The 23,566-nt window shown below is 48.1% G+C and carries 16 protein-coding genes; all 16 read right to left on the bottom strand.

The features are described 5' to 3' along the window. Positions 1 to 26: 26 nt before the first annotated feature. The 16 genes from NF543_RS16370 to NF543_RS16295 all read right to left on the bottom strand — a co-directional run bounded on the left by NF543_RS16370 (position 27) and on the right by NF543_RS16295 (position 23,551). Positions 27 to 1,460 (bottom strand): fasciclin domain-containing protein, encoded by a 1,434-nt coding sequence (locus tag NF543_RS16370; protein ID WP_257669253.1) that lies wholly within the window; start codon positions 1,458 to 1,460, stop codon positions 27 to 29. A gap of 12 nt (positions 1,461 to 1,472) precedes the next feature. Continuing rightward, positions 1,473 to 2,972 (bottom strand): RagB/SusD family nutrient uptake outer membrane protein, encoded by a 1,500-nt coding sequence (locus NF543_RS16365; RefSeq protein WP_257669252.1) that lies wholly within the window; start codon positions 2,970 to 2,972, stop codon positions 1,473 to 1,475. 61 nt (positions 2,973 to 3,033) lie between these two features. Beyond that, entirely contained in the window at positions 3,034 to 6,264 is a 3,231-nt protein-coding gene (locus NF543_RS16360) for a SusC/RagA family TonB-linked outer membrane protein (protein ID WP_257669251.1), read from the bottom strand. A 16-nt stretch (positions 6,265 to 6,280) separates the two neighbouring features. Beyond that, complete coding sequence (locus tag NF543_RS16355) at positions 6,281 to 8,227, bottom strand: fasciclin domain-containing protein (protein ID WP_257669250.1); 1,947 nt, start codon at positions 8,225 to 8,227, stop codon at positions 6,281 to 6,283. 42 nt (positions 8,228 to 8,269) lie between these two features. Next, positions 8,270 to 9,949 (bottom strand): sialidase family protein, encoded by a 1,680-nt coding sequence (locus tag NF543_RS16350; RefSeq protein WP_257669249.1) that lies wholly within the window; start codon positions 9,947 to 9,949, stop codon positions 8,270 to 8,272. Between the two features lie 20 nt (positions 9,950 to 9,969). Next, complete coding sequence (locus NF543_RS16345) at positions 9,970 to 11,478, bottom strand: LamG-like jellyroll fold domain-containing protein (protein ID WP_257669248.1); 1,509 nt, start codon at positions 11,476 to 11,478, stop codon at positions 9,970 to 9,972. 196 nt (positions 11,479 to 11,674) lie between these two features. Next, positions 11,675 to 13,129, bottom strand: a complete 1,455-nt coding sequence (locus NF543_RS16340) for a sulfatase (RefSeq protein WP_257669247.1) — start codon at positions 13,127 to 13,129, stop codon at positions 11,675 to 11,677. Continuing rightward, positions 13,126 to 14,586 (bottom strand): sulfatase, encoded by a 1,461-nt coding sequence (locus NF543_RS16335; RefSeq protein WP_257669246.1) that lies wholly within the window; start codon positions 14,584 to 14,586, stop codon positions 13,126 to 13,128. Before NF543_RS16335 ends, NF543_RS16340 begins: the two co-directional genes overlap by 4 nt. Positions 14,587 to 14,731: 145 nt before the next feature. Beyond that, on the bottom strand, positions 14,732 to 16,495 hold the full coding sequence (locus tag NF543_RS16330; protein WP_257669245.1) for a sialidase family protein: 1,764 nt from the start codon (positions 16,493 to 16,495) through the stop codon (positions 14,732 to 14,734). 266 nt (positions 16,496 to 16,761) lie between these two features. After that, positions 16,762 to 19,392: an alpha/beta hydrolase family protein gene (locus tag NF543_RS16325; RefSeq protein WP_257669244.1), complete on the bottom strand. Its 2,631-nt coding sequence runs from the start codon at positions 19,390 to 19,392 to the stop codon at positions 16,762 to 16,764. Positions 19,393 to 19,725: 333 nt separating this feature from the next. Further along, a complete protein-coding gene (locus NF543_RS16320; protein WP_257669243.1) occupies positions 19,726 to 19,980 on the bottom strand; it encodes a hypothetical protein in 255 nt (84 codons plus the stop codon). Positions 19,981 to 20,047: 67 nt separating this feature from the next. Then, the gene (locus tag NF543_RS16315; protein ID WP_257669242.1) at positions 20,048 to 20,251 is read right to left on the bottom strand and encodes a hypothetical protein; all 204 of its coding nucleotides are present in this window, start codon (positions 20,249 to 20,251) and stop codon (positions 20,048 to 20,050) included. A 263-nt stretch (positions 20,252 to 20,514) separates the two neighbouring features. After that, a complete protein-coding gene (locus NF543_RS16310; RefSeq protein WP_257669241.1) occupies positions 20,515 to 21,423 on the bottom strand; it encodes a DUF1573 domain-containing protein in 909 nt (302 codons plus the stop codon). Positions 21,424 to 21,434: 11 nt separating this feature from the next. After that, positions 21,435 to 22,697, bottom strand: coding sequence for a DUF4934 domain-containing protein (locus NF543_RS16305; RefSeq protein ID WP_257669240.1), 1,263 nt, complete (start codon positions 22,695 to 22,697; stop codon positions 21,435 to 21,437). Beyond that, positions 22,682 to 23,047: a hypothetical protein gene (locus NF543_RS16300; protein ID WP_257669239.1), complete on the bottom strand. Its 366-nt coding sequence runs from the start codon at positions 23,045 to 23,047 to the stop codon at positions 22,682 to 22,684. The genes NF543_RS16305 and NF543_RS16300 overlap by 16 nt, the downstream gene beginning before the upstream one ends. Positions 23,048 to 23,164: 117 nt before the next feature. Next, entirely contained in the window at positions 23,165 to 23,551 is a 387-nt protein-coding gene (locus tag NF543_RS16295; protein ID WP_257669238.1) for a LytTR family DNA-binding domain-containing protein, read from the bottom strand. Between the last annotated feature and the right edge of the window lie 15 nt (positions 23,552 to 23,566).

The raw sequence follows: 23,566 nt of genomic DNA, 5'->3' as shown, positions 1-23,566 counted from the left end.
ACATGTCCATTTGTTGGGTGTTCATTTTAGTTTATCGGTATCAGTTCTACGATATCCATCAACAGGTCGCAGCAATAGCCCGGGTTCGAATTCGAGCCGAATCCAGCAAAAGCGAAAATCACCGTAACATCTCCTCGCTCTTCCACCGTAATATCGCCGCATTGGTTGTACACCAGGTAATCCCACTCCTCAAACGGGCCTTCGTTCCTGGCCATGTTGATGTCGTCTTTCACGATCTCATCGTTATAAATCGTGATGTATTTTCCCCGCGTACCACCACCCCGGTGCATGACCCGGATTCGGTAGTTCCCTTTAGGAACGTCGGGCACGGTCAACCAGAAGTGATCACCTACTTGAGTCGCATCAAATTGCGTGATTCTGAACTCCTGGTTCTGATGATAGCTGCGTGTGCCCGTATTTAGTAAGATACGTGCCGGAGCCTCAGCAAATACATTTTGTTCCCCATAAGGACTTCCCGGAGGATACAGATTGAGCCGGATGGTCGTGGGCTGAGCTTCCACAATATCGAGCAGCGTGTCCAAGGTGTGATAGATTCCGTTTCGCGAGACTTTGTCGATCCCAAAGTCGCGGGATTGATTGAAACGGTAGTCATTATTCACATAATACTGTCCGAATTCATCGGCTTGGAAATTCAATGATTCATCGGGAAACAGGGAATAAAACCGTTGTGCCGTCAGGAGGTTTAGGAAGTACCCGGAGTCCGGAATGATGTGGTATTTCAGCCAATCGTCTATATTTTCTACCGCTCCCACCGAAAAATTACTGCGTTGCAAAGCCTCATCACTTTCGATCAACAGGGTGACTGTACTGTCCCGCAGATAATCTCCGTACCCGTTATCCTGCATCAAGTCGAGCATGATGCTGTATTTACCCGAAGCCTCCAACGCCTCGTAGATGCTCTTGGAGGGCGGGAGTAGTACATCATCGATTATGTTGACATATCCATTGCTCAATTCAATGTTGGATTCCTTGATGGTGGCCACATTGTTCAGCCGGACGGCAGCAAACGATTCACTGATGTCGGCCAAAACATACTTTTCATTGTACACCGTCGGATAGGGCAGCGGACCATGTGTAAACTCATTGGTATTGATCTTGCGATTCAACAGGTGGTACCTGAAATAGTCAATCCAGAATTCGGGGCTCGCATCCCCGATCGTCCTGATGGCTTCGCCCGCTTCGCTAAGTTCGGCAAACAAGCGCTCGAACGCTGCATTGTTAGGGATAAACACGGTATAGGTTCCGGCGGTTTTCAGCAAACTGCGCTGGCCCGCATGCTCTACCAGTTGCCGGTATGTACTCAAATCCTCGCGGCTGTCGACGTAATCCATAATCTGGAGCTGATCGGTGCTGTCATACCGCGCTCCGGACAGTTCCTTGTCGCAACCTTGTATGCCCACCACCAGGCACAGTACCAGTAATCTATATAAGCTTTTCATCGTCTAGTGCGTTTATTTGTTTCTATAATATGGCTTCTGGTCGAGCTGCGGATTGTTCTCCACCTCCGTCAAATGGTAGGGTAGAAACCAACTCTCCTGATCCAGCAATCTGGCGCGGATTACCTGATAGGACCTCCCCATGGAATTGTTTATGGCAGCTTTCTCTTGCAATATACCCTCATAACCGGGTCTACGGGCGATGCGCACCGCCGCAAACCATTCCTTGCCTTCGAAGCCCAGCTCATATTCGCGCTCCATCAGCAGCCTGGATATAAACTCCGTTCCTTCACCGCCTTCACCCTGTGCCAACGGAGGGATGTCGCAGTGCTCGCGGATAATGTTGATCAGCTGTTCCGCTTCAGCATACCGGTTCAGCATAGCATAGGCTTCGGCCTTCATAAACAGCACCTCCCGGTACCGATAGAAAATGTAGTTGGTGTTGCGGGCGTTAGCGGGTCGATAGGATACCTGGTAAGGCGCCGTACCGAGGAATTTGTAGACTTCCAGCGCTACGCCATAACCATTCGAAATCCCAATCGGGTTGAACATTGCAAATGAGCTGAGCCGGATGGTATCGGATGTCGCATAGTCGGGCAATACCGGCGGATATAAGATTTCCTGCGCATTGATTGACACATTCGTCGCGTTGGCGAGGTACCTCTCCCCATCGGAATTGGCCCTCGAAAAAATTGCAAACCAATTGTATAGGGGCGACGCCGGCCCCAGTTGGCCGTATTGAAACTCGAAGATGCTTTCCGCGGAGTTACCCGGATTGAAAATGGTATACCAAGCCAGCGGACTTACCAAAGAGCCAGCATATTGCGCTTCCAACTGATCGCAAAGATCAATGCACCCCTGATAGTCATTGCGCCAAAGTTTCACATCGGCCCAAAGCGCCCTTACCATGTTTTTTGTCACCCTTCCGTAACGATTGGCGACATTGTCAAAGCTGGCCGGTGCATCCCCAAGTGCCTGCTGCAAATCAGCCTCAATGAAATCCAGCACCTCTTCTTCAGACGATGGAGAGGTATCAAACTGCTGGTTGTCCGACTCATATGGCTCGTCGATAACTGGCACTTCCCTGAAGGCTCGCACCAGGTAAAAATAGTTCAGCGCCCTGAGCGCACGGGCCTCGCCCACCATCGACTGGAGTTCCGCTGCACTGAACGTGTTATCGTGCTCCAGTGCAGTGGGTGCGTTCTTAATGAATGAGTTGATCCAGGTAATGGAGCGGTATACGAACTTCCAGGAAAGCAGGTCATTATTTTGGTAGATATCATGCGATAGGAATTGTGCATGCGCACCCGTAAATGCATCTCCGATTCCCGGTGCATAGAAACTCGAACGCAAATCACCCCATGCGTGGTAACTGTCCAGGTTGTTGTGCAGGGAGGTGTACAGCCCAATCAACGATGAATACACCTGGTCCCGGTTTTGCCAAAATTCGTGGTGCACCAAATTGTCGGGCACATCGACCTCCAGGATGCTGTCGCATGAGACGGTTAGTAACATGCACAGTCCTAGAATTCCATATTTTATATTAGCCGTCATAATCGTTTGTTGTATTACCAAGTTAAAATGATGCCCTTAAGCCCAGTGTATATTGCCTGGCCGGTGCGGTTGTACTGTTATCAATGCCGAATAAGGTCACAGCACCTGTGATGGGTATTTCTGGATCCACACCCAAGTAATTTGTCCAAGTGTAGAGGTTGTATCCGGTAACAAACACGCTCAGCTGGCGGATACCGAGTCCCAGGCGGTTGGTAAATGCTTTATCCGCGTTGTAGGTCAGCGATACGGTTTTCAAGCGCAGGTAAGAAGCGTCCTCCACCCAGCGTGATGACGCGATGCGGTTCCAGGTACCGTCCGATTGTGCGCGCGGAATGTCCGTAATATCTCCCTGCCTCCGCCAACGGGCCATGATCGACCTGGACTGGTTGTGGGAGTACCTCATCTGCTCCATTTGTATCCGGGTGCCATTGATGACATCGTTTCCGTATTGGTACTGGAAGTTGACGGTGAGCACCCAGTTTACGTAATTGAATGTATTGTTCCACCCGCCGAAAAACTGCGGGTTCGCATCGCCGATCTGTACACGATCCAGCTGATTGATGATGCCGTCTCCATTGACATCGTCATAGATCATGTCACCGCCTTTGAATCGATGCCCTGTATTGGAGCCATAGCGCATGTATTTTGGGTTAATGCCATCGGCTTCATAAATGATGTTGCCGTCGGGTCCGCGCAGCACAGCATCTGCGTCGGTCGCATAGACTCCCAATGCCCGGTAGGCGTAAAAACCACCGATGACGTCACCTTCCTGCAGCTTGGAGGAAAACCCGTTGCGGGTCGCTGAAACCGCGCCATCATTGAACTGGTCCGGCAGGCTCAGCAACTCGTTTTTGTTGGTTGCGATATTAAAGAACGACTTCCACCTGACGCGGTTTTCGCCGCCTTTTAAAATCACTGCGGTTATACCCAGTTCCAGGCCCGTATTACGCACCTGCCCGAAATTGACGTATTGGTCTTCATACCCCAATGTGGTCGAAAGGCGCTCCTGTAATAGCAGGTCGTTGGTGGTACGCGTATAATAATCGAATTGACCGGTGAGCCGGTTGTTGAACAAACTCCAGTCTACGCCGAGGTTGTATTCCGTGGTCCGCTCTTCATGGATGTTGTCATTTGCAAATTTAGACGGATAGATATACGTTTCACCCATATAGCCTACACCTGTACTATATGCAACATCATAAAGATTCAGCACGTTGGGCAGATTGCCGGTAACGCCATAAGCAAAGCGGGGCTTGATGGAATTGACCCACTCCACATTGGCCAGAAAAGGCTCCTTGGTCATTTCCCATGCACCACCTATGGCCGGGAAAACCGAATACGGATTGTCGCTACCGTATCGGGAGTCACCTTCCGTTTTCCCGGTTACGGTAAGGAAATAGCGGTCGCGCAGGGCATAATGGCCCTGCAGGAACATCCCGAGGTATTTCCGCGTTCCGAACTTTCCTCTGGCTTCCGCAATCACCGCCGAGGCATCGGCCGCCCGCAACTGCGGTGAACCGCCGTTGTGGTACCACACTTGCATTGAATTATCCCGGTCGATATTCAAATTGAACACGCCCGTAAATGTCAGTCGATGATTCTCCTGCTGAAGAGCCAACCACGTCAACCGGTTATTGTTGTTGATCATCAGTTGGTATCCCTCCGTTTGCTGTCCCGAGTTATAAAGCGGCTCACCGGGCCGTGCATCTGTCGCATACCCCGGGAGAAAGTACTCGTCGGCCGACTCACGGAAATCTGCGGAAAGCTGCGTGCGGAAATCCAGGTTATCAAGTATTTTATAGTCTACAACCGTTGACGCCATGAACCGGTTGGCGCGACTGAGGTATGTGGAGTAGTCAATGAGCGCCAGCGGATTGTATCGCGAATGGCTTGACACTGGGACATTCCGATCTACGAAGTAATTCAGCCCGTTTTTCGAATAGATGGGAAAATAAGCCGGTGTTTCGCGGGAGAACAAAATCGGGTTGATATCCTGTTCTCCGACTTTAATAGGATGGTTCTGCCCCCGCTTGTCGGTCAAGGAATTGGTATAGGTCAAATCTGCTGAAACCTTCAACCTATCGGAAACTGTATAATTCAGGTTGAATCGCGTATTGAACCGGTCATACCCTGTTCCTTTGGTCGTTCCGTACTGGTTGGTGTAGCCCAGCCCCCAATAATAGTTGATACGCTCGCCGCCGCCGCTTAGTGCTGTATTGTATTGCTGGTAAACGCCTGTGCGGGTGATGGCGTCTACCCAGTCCGTGTTGTTGTTGAATATCCAGGCGTCGTCACGCGTCAAATCTCCGCGGAGCTGCGGATGGACCGTTCCGTCATCTGCTCCGCTTGTCCACCGCTCGATGTAGTAAATACGTTGTTCATCACCCGAAAGCATCGGAATCGTCTCGGGTACTTCCGTCAAGGTAAACCGTGAATTGAAGGTCAGCTGAGGTGTGCCGCGTTTCCCGCGTTTGGTTTTGATGACGATCACCCCGTTGGCACCACGGGAACCATACAAGGCGGTAGCTGAAGCATCCTTCAGGATATCGATGGACTCGATGTCCGATGGATCCAAGTCGCCGATTGGGCTGAATCCAAAATCCGAAATGCTTGCCACCTGGTAGTTGCTACCAATTACTTCCGAGCCATCCACGATCCAGAGCGGATCGTTGATACCTGAAATACTTGAAATACCCCGGATACGGATGGATGCCGATGCACCGGGGTCGCCACTGGCAGCAACCACTTGTAGACCCGGCGCCATCCCCTGGAGCAATTGGTCAACCGAGGCCACGGGCATGTTTTCAATCCCCGTAAGGTCAACCGAAGCGATCGAACTCGAAAGCTCTCGCCTGTCGATGGAAAGAAAACCCAGGTCGGCTTGTTTTTCACGTTGTCCTGTAATCTCAACCACGTCCAGCTCCTGCCGGTTCGATACCATCACCACTTCAAACGTGCGGCTCTGACCGGTCTGTAGCCGGAACTCCTGGCTTTGGTATCCCACATTCGAGAACCTGATCTTAACAGCGTCCGGATGCCGGGAGATTTCAAAAATACCATCGTCGTGTGTCTTTCCTCCTCGCAATATCAGGTTGTTAGCATTCACCAAGGTTATCGAAACACCCGAAAGCGGTGTACCTACTTTCTCCATGTAAACCCTACCCCGGAGCATCTCCTGTGCAGAGACGCCATTGAGCAGGCCTATAACAAGTAGTATGGCCGGTACAGTCAGTTTGATACATATTCTCTTCATATCTTGATTGAAAGGTTTAGAATAGTTGGTTAATCTTGTGAACCACTCCGTTGTTTCCTTGTACATTTCCCGATGGGACGGGGATGACTTTGCCGCTAGTGTCGCTGATTAGGAACGAATCCCAAGCGCCGCTGATTCCCATACGACTGCCATTCTTATTGGCTATCTGTCCGTTGAATACACCGTCTGTAAAGATGTACCGATTCTGGATGATATAGGTGTTGACGAACTGGGTCAACTCTTCCTCTTCCATTGCATTTAGGTCAACCCCTGCGGCCTGGATAGCTGAATTAGTAGGCGCGAAAATTGTAAAGGTGAAAAAACCGGTCAACTGCAACTGCGCAGCCAACCCCGTCCTGTCGATGGCATTGGCAAATAATGAAAACTCCGGGTCGGCGAATATTTTAGTATAAATGGTCTGGGTAACATCCAGCTTTTCTATGGGGGTCAGGAAACCGTCGATTTCGAAAATCGCGCCGTTTACACGTTCCCACACCGGACTATTGGTCAGCAACTGTACCGAATGGCCCGTATAGTCATAGAACCGCCCGTCGTCATACAGTACATGACCAAAATCGGTTGCATAAAAACGCTTGCGGAAGCCGCCATCTTCACGTACATCGAGGTTGAGCACGCCCGATCGGCATTGTTCGTACCGGTACACACGGTCCTCCGGCAACATATCAGAAGCCAACGGGAATCCCCAGACATCGTCAGACTGGACAAGGAGGGTCTTTTTAGGGTGCTGGAAAGACAGTCCATCTGTTAAACCTGCGTTCAGGTTCGTCCGTTCAAACATCCAGTACCATTGACTGTATACCTTATGTTTCATGTAAATGCCGCCCTGGACGCTATTCATTTCGGCCGACTCAATGAGCTGGTTCGTCTTATAGATGACGCTGTTACTGGCCAATACCGACCCGGTAATCAAACTGGAAATGTCGGGTACCAGGTACACATAGGCTTTGCCCTCCCTAAGCCCCCCGTCTTCCTTGCGCACCAAATCACTCTTAAAATAAAAGTTGGCAATCTGGGAAGCCCGGACTAGGGACGCCATTACCCGCTGTGGCACCGAATCAATGGTATTGTCCAAATCGGGCAAGTAAGGCTCAAAATATGCCATGATCGCTTCATTGGTAGGGACCAGCAAGGTAGACTGCACCGTTTCGTCTGCTAGGTTCCGGCCTGTGCTATACGTCTTATACAGCGTGGTATCTACCCAACCGAACTCATCTTTTTCCCCCAGCACATACGCCGCGTGCTTCTCCTGCCAAGTACTAAACAGTGTTGTCTCCGGGTCTTTTATCAGCGCCTCGTCCGTCCTCGGCAATATATTGAGCGGGGTTTCCAGTACATGGATTACTCCGTTACTCGCTCCAATGTCCCGGTCCGTGTCCGAAATGCGGGCACTCTCCACGGTAAATCCGCCGATGTCCTCACGTTCGCCGAACAGCCCCATATAGTCAGCTGCCCGTGTTTGAAAAAAAGAAGGTGCAAAGAACCTCACCGGTTTTCCGGGCAGCTTGCCTGTTGCTCTGGAGCGGTATTGCGTGGCCCGGCTTTTGTCAATCTCGGTGTTGGCATTCACGTACCGCTGCTCCACGTCGTACTGGTAGTACATACCATTGATGAAATGGTAGTTGACAAACTTCCGCAGCTCCTCATCCGGCACGGCATCCAGCGAAGCATATCCCTGTTGAGAAAAATAAGCTATTACGTGTTCATCCAAAGGTGCCAGGCAAGTATAGATAGCGGCTTCTCCTAAGGTACTTCTTAGATCTAGTCGATCGATGAGTCCTACAAATGCCGAAAACCGTCCATCCTCTTCCAGTACCTCGATGATGTTTTTATTCAAGGTGCTTTCAGGATTGTAGTATTCGGTTAAATTTTTTGTGCATCCACCCAGCATTAAGCAAGTAAGTGTGCCATAAAAAAGACCGAACAAGCGTTGATACGTGATCATAATTTGAATGATAATTGGGTAATATTAAAACAGGTCATCTAATCAGCGTTGATAGGCACGAACGTCAATTCGCTGGAAAACCAAGTCCGCCTGGCTGCTCTCATACAGTATACCCATATGACGCTCGTCTACCGTTGTTAAACAGGAATATCCCCGGCTACGGCCCTCATCCAGTAATATCCAATGATCCTCCGGCCAGGTGTTCCCATCGTCGTGACTAATCTTAATGGTCATATTTTCTCTGAATTGTTTTGAATTTGGGTTTGAAAACAACAGCATCGACTGCCTTACGCCGTCGGCTTGATATTCGTGCTTATACAGACTCGCCATACAAACCGGTTCTGGAAGTGCCCCAAACGACGATGGATGCGCTTGCCAGGAAGTACCTAAGTCGTTGGTCACGGCAATGGCCCGACCATTGTCGTCGCCCAGCTTACCCTTGTTCCTGCCGGACCGCATATTCAGCATCAAGCTGTTGTCACTCAGTTGAACAACTGCACATTCCGTTGTACCCGAATAGGCCGGATTACTGGTCTTCCAAGTATTTCCACCATCGGTGCTATAGGTGATGTTTGAAAAGGATCTCCCCTTTTCGTCCCTTCCTTGCGTGGGCAACACCAGTGTACCGTCGGCCAGTGTGATGCCATTGCCGGGAGCAGGCGCCCATAGCCACCATTCTTCTTTCTTGCACATGCGGGTTAGGTTGACCGGTTCATTCCATGTTTTTCCCCCATCGGTACTTTTCACGATCAGGAATTGGGATGTCTGACGCTCGCCGAATCCCGATTGGGAGGCTTTGTTCCGCCATTGGTGATTCCAATCGTCACTGTTTTCATGGAGCCCTGCTATCCATTTGCCCTGTTCATTGATAATGCCATGCATCCACAGACCGGCGATATACATGGTGTTTGAGTTTTTGTCTACCAAAATAGAGGCATCAGATACACCGTTGAATTTCTGCGGTAGCCCACCCCATTCTCCCATGTCCATGGCAATCTGCAAGGGTTCCCAGGTCTGGCCATTGTCCGTACTCCGGTGCAATCCGATATCGATGTGCCCCTGTAAATCGCGTGCGCTTTCATACCGTGCGTCAAATATCGCCAAAAAGGTTCCGTCGTTGGCCCTCGCCAAGCCCGGAATCCGTGCCGTATGTACGCCATCCTGCTGATGCCGCCTTACGGCCACCCCCAGCCGTTGGCCGATGGGCCTCTCCATAGCGCCGACAGCCGTTGTTTTCCCATCGACCGTCAGCGAGAGGCAACTGGCCGAGATCACATGATCCAAGTTCGTGTCATCGAACAGCTCATAAGACACCCATAGGAAATGATCGCCCGGATCCAATGGTTGATTGCCAGTGATGCGGACTTCCCCACCCCTAGCGGTTGATTGGCCAAAAAGTTGCTTTTTAACCTCATTCATCGCTCCGGCTATTGAATCACTCCCGTAATAATAGACCCGGATTGCCTTGATATCCTTCACGGCAGTGGTTCTTACGGTAGACAGCTGTATCGCTTCGAGTTGCGCACGTTTTGCTGACTCCGGTATTGTCACCTTAATTTTTAGCACCGGATTGTCCGTTTTATTGATCAATGCGGGTACCTGAAACTGGCTTTGAACCACTTTCGGCGGAGTGCTCCCATCGGCAACCGCTTGGCCTACTATGAATGAAAGTAACATAAGAAGGCTGCACATCCGGTACATATGTTGTTTTCGTTTAGCCATTATCCGTTTATATTCGAGCATCATTGCAAATCAAACAAATTGCTAATTTCCTGCTCACTCAGTGCTCGGTCGTACACCAAAAAGTCGTCGATCATTCCATTGAAATAATTGCTATAAGTCCCACCGCCATCGGTTTCCTGCGCACCGATCTTAAAATCCTGGCTGTTAGATACGTCCTTCACAACCGGCGCAGTCCCTTCCTTGATCAATGTACCGTCTACGTAGACGCGAGAAACCCTTCCTTCCCGCACGCACACCACGTGGTGCCACTGGCCATCCGAGACTGTGTGATCGCTGTTCTGAATGGTACCGCCGCTGCCATCCTCCACCGCGAACCGGATTTGCCGTTGTGCATTGTCGTTTAAGCGCAGCCACGTTTGATTGTCGCGGGCGCCATTTGCACCGCTTTCAGCCCAGATCATCATCCGGTTGGTATTTGAGGTATTCAACCAACAGGAGATGGTGAAGTCATTGGTGCCAAAGTTGAAGGCCGGGTCATCCGCAACCAACAGCAAGCCGGAACCTTCGAACTGTGCTGCGGCTCCTACATCGGAGCGGCTTGCATCAGCAAAAGCCACGTCGCCAATGATCGACGCATGCTGCGCCATCGGCCCGATATCATTTCCGTCCCCGTCTAGCGGATAATAAGCCGCCAGGCCATCAGCAGGTACGACCAATACAAAACCTTCCCTTGTTTTCGTAGATGTGCTGATTTCGTCATACGCTTCCAATACCACACGGTATCTTCCCGGCGTATGATACGCAACCGTAGGGTTCAGCTCCGTAGATGTGGCGGGGCTCCCCCCTTCAAATGTCCATGTCCATCCGGTAACGTCACCCGTAGTCTTATTCTCAAACGTAATGGAGCCACCTGCGGCTACTCCGGTGCTGTTGGCCATAAACTCGGCCTCCGGTGGATTAGCACTCAAAACCGTCAGGTATTCCTCCTTGACCACCATGCCCTCTCCGCCCGGGTGTGATACGGTCAATTTCACTGAATAAATGCCGGGCTTGGAAAACGTCATTTCCGGATGCTGCTCCTCAGATGTGACAACCGTTCCGTTTGCTGCATAAAACTCCCATTGCCAAGACGCGGGGAAGCCCACCGAAAGATCGGTAAACTGCACTTGTTCCCCCAGGTTAACGGTGGTGGTATCGGTGGTGAAATCCGCGGCCAAGGCCCGGTAACCGACGTCGATAAAGTCTGGGATTGTAATGGATGAAACCTTATCCCCTCTCCGTACTTCCAACGTCACGGGGTAGGTTCCCGCCGTATCATAGACCACAATAGGACTGTGCACCACGCTTTCCCCGGGGCTCCCGCCCTCAAAAATCCATTTCCACTGCGAAGGAAGACCAGCTGAGATATCGCTGAACCTCACGGTGTCGCCCACCTGAATTTCGCGGAGATCCGCTTCAATCGCTGCTTCCAATGGCGGATCCAAAAACATCGTGTCCTCTCTTGAACATGAAATGACCAAGTGGATCAAGAGCAAGCAATACGTGAAAGCGGTGTATTTGTTGATCATATTTTAGGCATTTTTAAATTGGGTTAATTTCAATGGCTTTGCAGGTATGTTATTCCCTGCATTGACTAACGGTTCTGGCTTTTCCTGACATTACATAACGGCACTAATTTATAATTGGTTTTAGTTCTTATGTAGAACATATTCACAAATATATGGAGTTCTACTATCCGATGCAAATTAAAGTTGATTTTTTTAATTACCGGCTTGATTTCACGTACGTATTATGGCTGTACTGATCGATCAGTACAGCCAGCTGCGCTTCCACCTCGGATACCGCATGCTGGCCTGTAACGTTTTCACGTTCAGGGCCGTGACCATCCAGCCGATACAACTCCCGTTCAACCACGGCATTTTTTTCCAAATCATACCAATACGTACACCGCCACCCTGCTAGGCGAACCGAGTACCCCATATGTGTTGGCCTGTTTTTTTTGAGAATGGCCTGATAAGGCCGCACAAACTGACTAAAAGCAGGGTATCCCCATACTGCCGAGGGATTGTCCAACAGTGGCCGTAAACTGATTCCGGACAAGCCATCCATCGGCATAATGCCACACAAGTCATTCAACGTGGGATAAATATCCACGGATTCCACCATGGCATCGGTCTTGCTGCCATTTCCTCGCATACCGGGTGATGCAACGATCAACGGCACCCGGGTATCCAACTCAAAATTGGTGGATTTACACCATAAATCCTGCTCCCCCAGGTGGTAACCATGGTCACCCCAAAGCACAATAACCGTATTGTCACTCAAACCAAGTGTTTCCAATCGATCCATTACTTTTCCGATTTGTGTGTCTACATAGCTGATGCAGGCGTAATATCCATGGATGATTTCTTGCTCCTGTTCGGGCGAAATGCCGCCTTCATCCGGAATATCATTATACCCCCTGAGTTCCTGCCATTGATGAAATGCCAGATCCGGGCTGCCTATGGGTCGGGCCTTATCCGTCGCACGAAATGCCGAACGGTCGTACAGGTCCCAATACCTCCTTGGTGCGCAAAAGGGCGCATGCGGTTTCTTAAAGCCTACCGCAATAAAAAAAGGGTCATCTAGCTGGTTAGCCTCCTCCAGCAAGCAGATGGCACCCTCGGCTATCATTCCGTCGGCATATGCGGTGTCAGGCACATCGGCCATTTCCGTAATGCGCTGCTTGCCGCCTCCATGTCGGTTTTCAGGGAGCACATAGGTGGTGCCGCTCACCGGCGATACTTCCTTCGTCCACGAGATGGGATCGAGGGTGTTTTTTGAGTTATGGAAGATTTTTCCGACGCCTGTCGTGAAATAACCCTGATTTTTAAACCGCTGGGGAAGTGTTATGGCATGGGGCACATGATCCCTGAAATGGCTTTGCAGGTCGTAAACGCCCGTCTCATCCGGCCGCAATCCGGTCAGCATGGAGGTCCGCGAGGGACTGCACACGGCTTGTTGGCAATGGGCGTTGTTGAATAGGATGCCTTGCTTTGCTAATCTGTCAATATTCGGTGTCAACGCGCGTTGATCACCATAGCACCTCAGGTTCGGCCGAAGGTCGTCTACCAGGAAGAAAAGGACATTCTTACGTTTTTCGTCCCCTTGGGCAAGCACCTGCAGACTACTCAACACCAGGCAGAGCACAACGAAAAGTTTGGATTGAATGGATCTCATTTTTCTGTTTTTTGGTATGCAGGATTGATCTCGGGCATCTGTACATCGATTTGGTTTCTCCATATCTCCAGCATCTGCTGGAGGGATTTGGCCATTTTCCTATTTGACGAGGCTAAATTATACAATTCTTCCTGATCAGTCTTCAAATCATACAGCTCCAGCGTGCCATCTTCGAGGGATTCGATCAGCTTCCAGTCGTGATACCGGATTGCGCTTAGCGGAGTAGCTGGATTGGGATGGCCGGTACCTACATAATTCGGAAAATGCCAATAAAGCGCCTCCCGTGCCAGCGTCCCCTCCTGCTTGAGCACAGGAACCAAGCTGACACCGTCCCGATGCTGATCGGGCATCAGGGGCAGGCCCACCATGTCCAGTATACTCGGATAGAGGTCAGTCGTGATCACCGGCGTTTCCGAAACCGACGTCCGGTTGGTGACCCCCGGCCAGCGGACGATCAGTGGCACCCGGATTCCGCCTTCATAGAAGTTGCCCTTGTTGCCCCGGAAGGGATAATTCGACGTCTGTCTACCATGCCCCCCGTTGTCGGAGGCAAAGATCACAATGGTATTTTCCGCAAGCCCGGAGGCCGCTAGTTTTTCCATGATGGCTCCCATGCTGGCATCAACGCTTTCAATCATGGCGGCGTAGGCCGGTTTCACATGCCCTTTCAGCGAATCCGGGGCCTTCTGTTCATAACGCTCCTGAATGTCCTTTTTCGCGTGGATCGGTGTATGCACGGCATAGTGAGATAAATATAGAAAGAAAGGCCTATCGCTGTTGTCTGCTATAAAATCGACCGCTTCAGCGGTCAACCGGTCGGTTAGATACTCCCCCTGTTCCCCATCAGGGAGTGTGTTCCATTCTACCCAGGGATGACCCTCCGCCATCCGCCACCGGCCGTGGTATGGATAGAAATGTTCGCCCGTATGTCCATGGTGGTTGCCGCCGATGTTGACATCAAAACCCTGGTATTCGGGGTAATAGGCTAAGTCATCGCAGACATGCCATTTGCCGATACTGGCAGTGGCATAGCCACCAACCTTCAACGCCTCGGCGATCGTCACTTCCTCCAGTGGCAGGTTCATCACATAGTCCGCATCTTTCAACGGGGTACCCTTTCCCCCATCGATACGTCTGTATCCCTGAATGGGAATGGCATGGGTAATGTGTAAACGAGCGGGATTTTTGCCGGTGAGTAGGCTTGCCCGTGTCGGCGAGCAGAGCGTGCTGCTGGCATATGCATCGGTAAACCGCATCCCCGATTCGGCCAGCTGATCGATATGAGGGGTTTCATAGTAATCACTACCGTAGCAACTCACATCGCTATATCCCAGATCATCGACAAGAAATACAATGATATTCGGTTTTTGCGGAGGCTGGGCAGCCGCCATGCTGATGTTGCATAGGGTCACCAGTAATAACAATACAATCGCGGTGAATGGTCTTGGGCGTTTCATATGGGTCAATAATTGGCTCCACTTTATTATGTAGAACATATCAACAAATATAGAAACAATATATTTACAATTCCAAATTATTCTGGAAATCGCCAGAGCAATACCAACTGCTTGTCACGAGGAGTGTCTTATGATTATCGCTAGGTTAAAATTCGTTAGGCCATGTGGCGTAGGGATGCAATTTCGCTTTCTCAATCCGGTATACCCGCAGCCGCTGATGATTGTGGCCATTGTCGGCTGCCCGGTCGGACCGGCCGATGGTCACATACAGATATTTGTCTGTGGCGGTCAGGCTCGGATCAAGAATCTGGGTGATTATCCGTCTATCTTTCTTGGCTGGGCTTATCCACCGCTCCACATCCATCATGTACTCCCAATTGATACCATCATAGCTTCTGGCTAAGCCCAACCGCGAACGAGGTAAAAACACAATGTCCGTATCATACATGTTATTATATACCCATACCATGTAAAACGTAGGTCGTGATGCATACATGTCCTGTATCAAGGCAAAGGATGACCTTGCGTTCCTGAATTGATCCAACGCAAAGTCCCCCTTCCAGGTCTCCCCGTTGTCGTGGGATTCCGAATACCGCACGCTGTGGGCGTGGGTCCAGGGGGTATACAATCTTAATGTCCCGTCCGAGGTTTGGATGACTTTCCCTTCCGCATACCGGCTGAGCTTCGTGAAGTCGTCCGAGTCGTTCTTCGATTGGTTCCACGTTTTACCTTCGTCATCCGAATAATAGATTTCTGTTTTATGACCGACTATTTTCTCTCCATCGTCTTTTCTGGCTGGCACCACGAAGAAGACCCGTCCGCCGGGCACCTGGGTCAATTTATCATTCATTACAATCACTTCGGATTTGCCGGGGAGCCCTTCGCGATAGGCTTCCCATGTCACCCCTCCATCCGCCCAGGTAGCACCATCATCGCTTGAAAGTTTGGCTCTAAATCGTGCCCCTTGGCCGAAACGCTCTGCTACCATATTCAACAGCTTCCCCGATTGTAACCGGAGGACGCTATGATGCCCATGCTCGTTCTTTGGCCAACTAAACGGGTATGGACCTGTGAACGTTTGGCCTTGATCCGAGGAGTGGAATTCTTCTGCACGATGCAATAGCAAGAGATCACCGTTGCTTTTTTCCACAATCGACGCGCCTTCCCTAAAGCGATCGTCATCCCCTATCGTGTATTCCAATACACCCTCGTTTACCCGACCTTGCCCACTCCGGAGGTTCAGCACCACATCATCAAAGTCAACGGTAGCGTTGTATGCGCTCAAAGCCACGCGCCCCGGAGACTGGTGCCTGATATCCGTAGCCCATAATTTGGGTCGCGTCATGTCGTCAATATAAACCGTCACTGTCTCATTATTAGAAAGCACCCGAATATTGTGCCAATCGCCCCGTTTCAACGGCTCCAAATTGCGGCTGACATCTATGACCTGCTCAAAATTGACCTGCTCAAAATCCTTACCCCGTTGTTCGGCGATATACCATTTTTCGGTTTTGAAATCATATCCCACGTATACCAGCGCTTCATAATCATTGAACCGCACCGCAAACTTTAGTTCAGCATCCTCTTCAGCAATTTCAACGACCTTGAAGCGGACATCGAATGTGACGTTCTTTTCGAATACATGCAGCCACGAATAGGTCGAAACTTCGTTGCTCTTCACACGATACGCTTTATTGGCATCACCCCTGACGACAGACCAGTAATCGTGCCTATTGTTTTCTATCCAATGGCTTGGGCTCCTCGCTTCCGTTTCGTCGTCAAAATCGTCACTATACACCTGATCCGACAGCGGATTGAATATTTCCAACGTTTGTGAATGAACATCCGGCACGACAACGAGTATGCCATACAAAGCGAGGAAAGACCAGGATATTTTTAAAAAAGCCATATTTTGATATCAGTGTGGACGCAGCATTAATAAATCCAGTGCAAAACAGGTAAATAATCTACTACACCATCCTTAACTAGTTTCATTGGTTATATTATCTTGTCCGCTGCACTAGGCCATTAAAGTATTATGACCTACATATTGATAAATATAAACACTTTACTGTTATATACCAAAATATTTTTTCTTTACAGAATTCCGGCGCATCGGATGTTCACTTCTCCAGTTTCTGATCACTCAGCTACGGATGACATAGAAATCAAGTACTAATACCTATAGTTGACGTCTATCAATGAATGTCCACTACGGTTGTTCCAAACCATAAATGGTAACCAACCTCGTTGGATGATTTCCTGCAGAAACTCTCTCGAAATCATATTACTGGTCGTGCCAATTGTTAAGCTACGTGGCCCCTCTGTCTTATTATCCGAAACAAAAGCATAGGAAATGTTATTGGCATTATAGCTTTTCCCTTTAAAACCAATAGCATCGCCATCATAACTTAAGCCCATCGCTGATGCGATGGAATCCGGTATACAGTCTAACCCAGCATTATCAATATATATTAAGTTTGTATTAGCGTCAAGTGCTCGCTGTATTTCTGCCTCGTCAATTATTCTGATATCTTTGAAATACTCATCCCGCCAAACTGACCTTATCGCATGCAATATGCTGTCAACAACCGTATCAGCCGATTCAGGCCGAACCACAGCAAAATGCTGCTTAAAAATCGCATTCAATGGAATATAGTTTTCATAACCGGTGCCTTTGGATTGTCTACGTGGTACGGGCATGGTAGCCTCCCAAAGGTCATTACGGATTACCATATCGATGGGCTTTAAAGCCCGTCCGTTTAACACAACCCGAAGCTCCCTGATGTCGGGAATGTCTAAACCTTTAGTATCCATACAAAAACTTCGGATATTATGTGTTTCCATTTTCAACACATTATCAGAAATAGAATACTCGAACGATGCTTTTCCTGATGAAATTTTCTCTTTGATCAGCACACCGTATACGGTATCCCTATAAACGGCATAACTTACAAACCTCTTTAATTTGAGTGGCCTTTCCTTTGCCTTAAGCTGTAAGTGAAAGAAGTCGAAAACTTTCCGCATCGCCTGTGATTCCGCCATCATTTTCTTAGTAGCACTTTTTTTTGATGCATCGCGCAGATCATCGTATTTTACTCGTTGCCCCTTCTTCTTGAGTGAGTCAATCAACATTGCCGATAATTGTACCGGGGCCTTCGCATCATATTTTGAATGGAGGATCATCATTGGCTTATCGGCAAGGTTGTCTGTCAGACCGAAAATATCGTTCGCAATAATTGACGGATCGTAACCCCCGTTCGCAAAATATGCCGGAACAAAATCCGGGCCTTCCAGTGCAATCGCAGAACACAACTCTGGCTTTTGTATAACCGCCGACAACGCAAATAGTCCTCCCGAACAGTTTCCATAGAAAAAGATGTTTTGTCGGTCTATATTATAAAACTTAAAAACATCAGCCAGTGTCTCTTCAATGGCCTTAGTAACAATCGGAGTCATATTATAACGGGTATAAATCCTAGAGCTTGGCCAAACGACTGCCATTCCGTGTTGCTCGGCAAAACTAGCTATATATTCATTTCGGGGGGTATTAGCTACAATACTGCCATAATAAAATTCATGACGATTGGTCACATATGGCACCATTACTACCAATGGCATGCCTACATCTGGTTCATGTTTTGATTTTTCCGGTATGTATAATTGGTAATAATCATCAGCACTGTCAATTGCCGACCGGAAGGTCCGTAGTTGCAGACCCGTCGTCTTCCGGATATCGTCTTCACCGATATCAGCCTCATGATCAATTTTACGGATCCTGTATAGACAGAAGGCTATTTTTTTCGACAAATCATGGTTAATCCTATTTCTCGCTTGCGTAACTTTTAGTAAATGATCCAGTCTCTTCATATATGGCACCATCACCCTAAGTCTGATAGAGTCGCCTTGGCACTTTTTAATTAATTCATTTCGATTATACAGTTGATCAATCGAACCGTAACTAAATACGCCGTGGAGCGTATCCAAATCTGTGTACAAGTTGTATTTATACACCCCTTGGGTGAGTTTTTCCAAACAGACGTTGGCTTCTTTATCCAATTGAATACGATTCCTTAAGACTAATTTTTCATCCAGGTCGTAAATCTCCAGTAAACAAGGCTTCGTAACAGGAATAAACTCGGGATTTGAGACATGAATGTGTAAGCTATCGTTCAATGCGATCGTCGGATTTAAGCAACTGTTGTAATAGTTTGGTTCTAACGCGTTATAGCGAACGTGATCAATAGTTGCAACATCCATATTGAACCCCCATTTTCCCCGATCTGTATTTGCAATCTCGACGACAACGAAGTTATCCCCTTTTTCTAAATATATCTTTTTAATAAACCGCGTTTTTTTAGGCTCGGGTAAAGCTGAAGTCGCCAAACATAGCTTATCGTTCACCCAAAGACGAACATCATCAGTGGTTCCAATCAGGAATGCAACCTCGCCTTGTTCTCTGGCTTTAATGACGGAAAGGGCGTAGGCAACCTGCTTTTCCGTTGAACCATATAGTTCATCAAAATCAACTATATGTCCCTTACGATGTGTATACAGGGTGTCCTCTATTCCTGCTCCGATCCTTTTGGAAGATAGCGGTTCCAACGGTGTTGAAAAGGATAAAAACGTAGATGCATGGGCAGTATCTACAAATGGCCCTACTATTCTCCATTTAAGGATTGCGATTTCCGGTTCGGAAATTGACAAATGCTTTATGCTATTTTCAATACGATGGTACTTGCTCTCACATGAAAGTAAGCTGATACCAAGAAATAATAAGTAGAAACGAAATACTTGACCTTCCATATAAACAAAAATCTAATTCTTTTCGGGGTCGTTTATCTTTTGCCTTTTTCACCTGATCTCGCCCGAGGATCTCTCCGACTTCTCCTTCAACCAACTCAAATATGCCAATACGCTAGTGCCAAAGCAAGAATAACCCAACCCACAAAAAATCAGCAAAATGGCCAGCACATACCCCATGGTCATCAATTTAGAATACACATCGTTTCTATTTGAGTTTGTAGCGTACTAATTGTGGGTAATCACCCACCGCTTCTACTGCGGTCCCATACAAATATTGTTCATCGGGACTAATGGAAATATCGTAAATGAATTGATCAAGTTTGTAATTCGCAATTAACGAGCCATCCCATAAGCCGTCTGTACCGGCACGGCCGGAAGGGATACCGATTCAAATACCAATAAGTGGACACCGGGCAGGAAAAGCGATACGGCGGCGCATAGCGAAGCGATGGAAACCGAGAAATACAGCCCCAGCTCCTTGGCTGTGAACAAACCGTCCGGAAGTTTCGTGCTCACCAGAAAGGCGTTGGACAGGAGGCATATCAGCGTCACCCGAAGCAGCCATACTTTCAAAATCGATCCATTCATGGCATCCACAGCGCCATTGCTTATTCTTCCGCGTCCGGCTTTCCCTGCTCCCGTTTTTCCAGCCGGGCTAAATCTGGTTTAATAACCGATTCGTTTTTTCCTGCTCGGCAACCAGCTGCCCGATCTGCGATGACCGGGAAGCATTGCTGCGGAAAATGGCGAAGACGATGAGCGCAATAATCAGTATCGGCAGCGCAAGCAGGATCAATTCCTGCACGCCGATAAATCCGTGAGGCAGGGGCATTTGTGAAAGTGAGGGTGAAATTGTCATATCATATTTAAGTATAATATTCACTGATTATCCCTTTACGCACCTGTTACATTCACAACCAGTCTATCAAAGAGTTTATCCCCAGAATACCTGCTATTAAGCTTGTAAATAAACCCGTTGAGGCACACGTACTCATCAGGAAGACTTTGAAAAGGAGTAGAATAAATAATATTCTGAACAGCCGTACCATAAAAGCCTATCCTTTCGTATAGCGTTGTCACTTCATCATATATGTACTATTTTATTGTGTGTGCCTAAACTTATTAGGTAAGATTGCCTTTGATAGTAAGCAACACCTTGCCTTTCGGAGAATTGCTTTCCACTATGATTTTCTTGAAATAATAGCCTTCTATATCAGAATTATATTCTATCTGGATTTCCGCACGTTCACCGGGTTGGATAGGATGTTTATCGTAGGAGACGGCAGTACAATTACATGAGGCACGGACATCTTTGATAATCAAAGGAATGTCCATCTCATTTCTGTATGAAAACACAAAGGACAATGGTTTCCCGGAGCTCCCATCTTGCTCTATCATTGTGTTTTTAAACACGATTCCTTTTTCCTTTTCCCGCTTGAGCTTTTCAGCGACTTCCTTTAAATAAAAGGTAGACATCGATGCTAGCTCTTTTTCAGGCACATAAAGATTGTCACAAAGCCGGGTCGTATCTGCAATGAAATAGTAGGGGACATGTAGGTCCTCAAGATACCGAGGCAAATCATTTTCAAACTCGCTGGTATTGTATAGTGCATACGGTATGTTGTGGTCCCGTTTAAATATCCTTAATTGGTTAATATTCTGGAAGGACGAAAGAAAAACAACATCGTCCTCAATGCTTCCTGACATAGCATAATTTATGTTTTCCATCTCGGCTAAGATACAATCTATGCAGTTCGATGGGGAAAACCGCAATACAAGACTACCTGTCCCATTGACTAATTCACTAAGAAACACTCGTTTACCTTCTTCATCATAAATTGGAGACGTATCATCGAGATAAAAACTCCCAGAGGCTAGGATGTTGGCTTCTAAAGTACCAGAAAGAATCCGTTCTTTCCTAGTCATTTCACGCGCTTCTTGAGGAGAATCATCCTTACCGATTTGGGCACACCCGATTATAACACCGGGGAATACCAGCAGACTTATTAGCGACCGCGTACATGCCAACATCTTTTAGAAATTTAGAAATCTTTCAATGTAAAAGAGACTAATACCGGATTATCCGTCTCACGTAGCTTCGCCCGAAGCTGTTCCACGCGATCTGATGCGCCCGTTTCATTGCGGTCAACCATGCGGATCAGTGCATGTGCTTCAATGAAACCGTAGAACGTGTCATTCGGCCCCGCTGCGGAAACCGAGGGCATCGAAATATTGTCCCTGTCATTTATCCAGAAAAAACCCAGATTAATCAGGTTGCCCGATTTCTTGGAATAGAATGAGGTATACACATATCTATCATAGCCATATTTGAAACCAAGGTAATTGTCCGTCTCATATATGCGGTAGAGGCTTGCCCACTCGTCCTTTCCCCCTTTCTGGTACTCGTCTATCAATTTGCGCTGCACTGCTTCAGCCTGTTCATAGTGCAACGGCACATTGGCACCGGTGAAATCGAACACATATCGCGGAACGGGGTTCATGTCCCTGCCATGGATACGGTAGACCACGTTTCCGAAGTCCTCCATCAAGGACAAAGAGTCGCCGAACCGATAAAATTCGTTTGAGAAAGGATACGTTTTCAAGGCATCGGAATACCTATACGTCAATCCATGATCCAAAAGCCCCCCCTTCCCGTCCAAAAGAAATATGCGGCCTTGACGGGGATAGGTCCCTTCAAATAGGCGTTCGTTTGCGGACCTTTTTTCATATCCGACAATGGTCGAATCGGCATTTACGTAAAAATCATCCATCATCAAAAGGCCGATGTCAAGGCTGTGTTTCAATTCGCCCTTGACCGAGTAAACAAATACCTTGCGGTTATAGGGCGACCAAATGCAGACATTTCCATCTTCGTCAATACTGAACGCACTGATGTCGGCATATTCGTCCGGCCCTTTCCCTTTCTTCCCGATATTCCCCACGAAAGCGCCTTTATTCGTGTAGACAAAAATATCACCCGCAAGCCGGTCAAATATGTAAATATGCCTGTTATAGTGGATCATCTCATCAATCTTCCCGATGATAATACCCTGAGGGGATTCGAGCGGATAATATTCTAGGAGATCCACCATGCCCGAAGCTGCCTGCGTATACTCCGCATTGATCTCTTTTATCGGTTTGAGCGTGATGAGCTGCGCTGTCCGCAACAACGTCTCATCCGGCTGGCCCCGGCCTCCCCCTGAAGATCCAGATCCACAAGCTTGCAATAGCAGCAACAGAAAAACCAGTAACTTCACATCAATAAACGCCATGCCATAATGCCTTAGCTTCAATTCCTCTGGCATGTGTGATAATTGCAGTAGGTTTGGGGATTACCTGTATAGTCGCAGTAGTTTTGCGTGCCGTCAAACTCAACGGTATAATCAAACCCTACACTGCAATAAATGGCAGTTCCCGGAATAACGATCGCAATATCGCAATGCCTGGTTTCGGTACCTACACACGGTAGGGGGTCGTTATCATAGTATTGTTTAAGTGTTCCGCCACTCTCTCCATCCCCACCCTGCGCAGACGCACTCACAGCCGCAAACTCCCATTCGTCCTGTTCGTTTTTTTCCATACTCAAGAACATTATTGCACAAAACATTACCGTGGCTACCACGACCATGCTGATTTTGTTTAATTTTCGTTTCATTTTCTTGTTTTTTTATTGGTTTAAAATAATTTTCAATGCAATAGTACAAACTAGCCGATTACCCTGCAAGGGCTAGACCGAACCGTTTTGTATGCTGGGGGTTTTATTTATTATTTCCTATGTTTCACCTATTATTCCGTTATCTTCACCCTGTCGTGAAACCCCCATTTGCTGCAAGGCATCTTGAATTGACTTTTCCAACTCTTTCAGATTGATCGTATACCGGAATTTTTCACCATTGACCAATTCCACCTCTTTCTCTCGGTGATGCAGATATTTAACATAATCAGCGTTGACCGATATAGATTGGCTAATGCGGATGATGTAGGGTACGTCTAACATTTCCATAACCTGTTTCAAAGACTTGCTTATCAATAAACGTTCATTTTCATCCAAGAACTGTAAATGGGTGTAAGAACCGTCCGCCTTGCAAACAACGATGTCAGCGCACGGCAGGATGCTAGTCTTCCCAGCTGTTGTGATTATAATTTTCTTGGTGTTCATATCGGTATATTATCG

Origin of the sequence: Parapedobacter tibetensis, from assembly GCF_024704835.1 — a bacterium.
GTDB classification, from domain to species: Bacteria; Bacteroidota; Bacteroidia; order Sphingobacteriales; family Sphingobacteriaceae; genus Parapedobacter; species Parapedobacter tibetensis.
This window is presented reverse-complemented; position numbering and strand designations above follow the sequence as displayed.

What these genes read in the sequence shown, in the direction of transcription:
- NF543_RS16370 (WP_257669253.1), bottom strand. Translation starts at nt 1,460, where the DNA reads ATGAAAAGCTTATATAGATTACTGGTACTGTGCCTGGTGGTGGGCATA.
- NF543_RS16360 (WP_257669251.1), bottom strand. Translation starts at nt 6,264, where the DNA reads ATGAAGAGAATATGTATCAAACTGACTGTACCGGCCATACTACTTGTT.
- NF543_RS16295 (WP_257669238.1), bottom strand. Translation starts at nt 23,551, where the DNA reads ATGAACACCAAGAAAATTATAATCACAACAGCTGGGAAGACTAGCATC.
- NF543_RS16335 (WP_257669246.1), bottom strand. Translation starts at nt 14,586, where the DNA reads ATGAAACGCCCAAGACCATTCACCGCGATTGTATTGTTATTACTGGTG.
- NF543_RS16300 (WP_257669239.1), bottom strand. Translation starts at nt 23,047, where the DNA reads ATGAAACGAAAATTAAACAAAATCAGCATGGTCGTGGTAGCCACGGTA.
- NF543_RS16355 (WP_257669250.1), bottom strand. Translation starts at nt 8,227, where the DNA reads ATGATCACGTATCAACGCTTGTTCGGTCTTTTTTATGGCACACTTACT.
- NF543_RS16325 (WP_257669244.1), bottom strand. Translation starts at nt 19,392, where the DNA reads ATGGAAGGTCAAGTATTTCGTTTCTACTTATTATTTCTTGGTATCAGC.
- NF543_RS16365 (WP_257669252.1), bottom strand. Translation starts at nt 2,972, where the DNA reads ATGTTACTAACCGTCTCATGCGACAGCATCCTGGAGGTCGATGTGCCC.
- NF543_RS16305 (WP_257669240.1), bottom strand. Translation starts at nt 22,697, where the DNA reads ATGCCAGAGGAATTGAAGCTAAGGCATTATGGCATGGCGTTTATTGAT.
- NF543_RS16310 (WP_257669241.1), bottom strand. Translation starts at nt 21,423, where the DNA reads ATGTTGGCATGTACGCGGTCGCTAATAAGTCTGCTGGTATTCCCCGGT.
- NF543_RS16350 (WP_257669249.1), bottom strand. Translation starts at nt 9,949, where the DNA reads ATGGCTAAACGAAAACAACATATGTACCGGATGTGCAGCCTTCTTATG.
- NF543_RS16330 (WP_257669245.1), bottom strand. Translation starts at nt 16,495, where the DNA reads ATGGCTTTTTTAAAAATATCCTGGTCTTTCCTCGCTTTGTATGGCATA.
- NF543_RS16345 (WP_257669248.1), bottom strand. Translation starts at nt 11,478, where the DNA reads ATGATCAACAAATACACCGCTTTCACGTATTGCTTGCTCTTGATCCAC.
- NF543_RS16340 (WP_257669247.1), bottom strand. Translation starts at nt 13,129, where the DNA reads ATGAGATCCATTCAATCCAAACTTTTCGTTGTGCTCTGCCTGGTGTTG.
- NF543_RS16315 (WP_257669242.1), bottom strand. Translation starts at nt 20,251, where the DNA reads ATGACAATTTCACCCTCACTTTCACAAATGCCCCTGCCTCACGGATTT.
- NF543_RS16320 (WP_257669243.1), bottom strand. Translation starts at nt 19,980, where the DNA reads ATGAATGGATCGATTTTGAAAGTATGGCTGCTTCGGGTGACGCTGATA.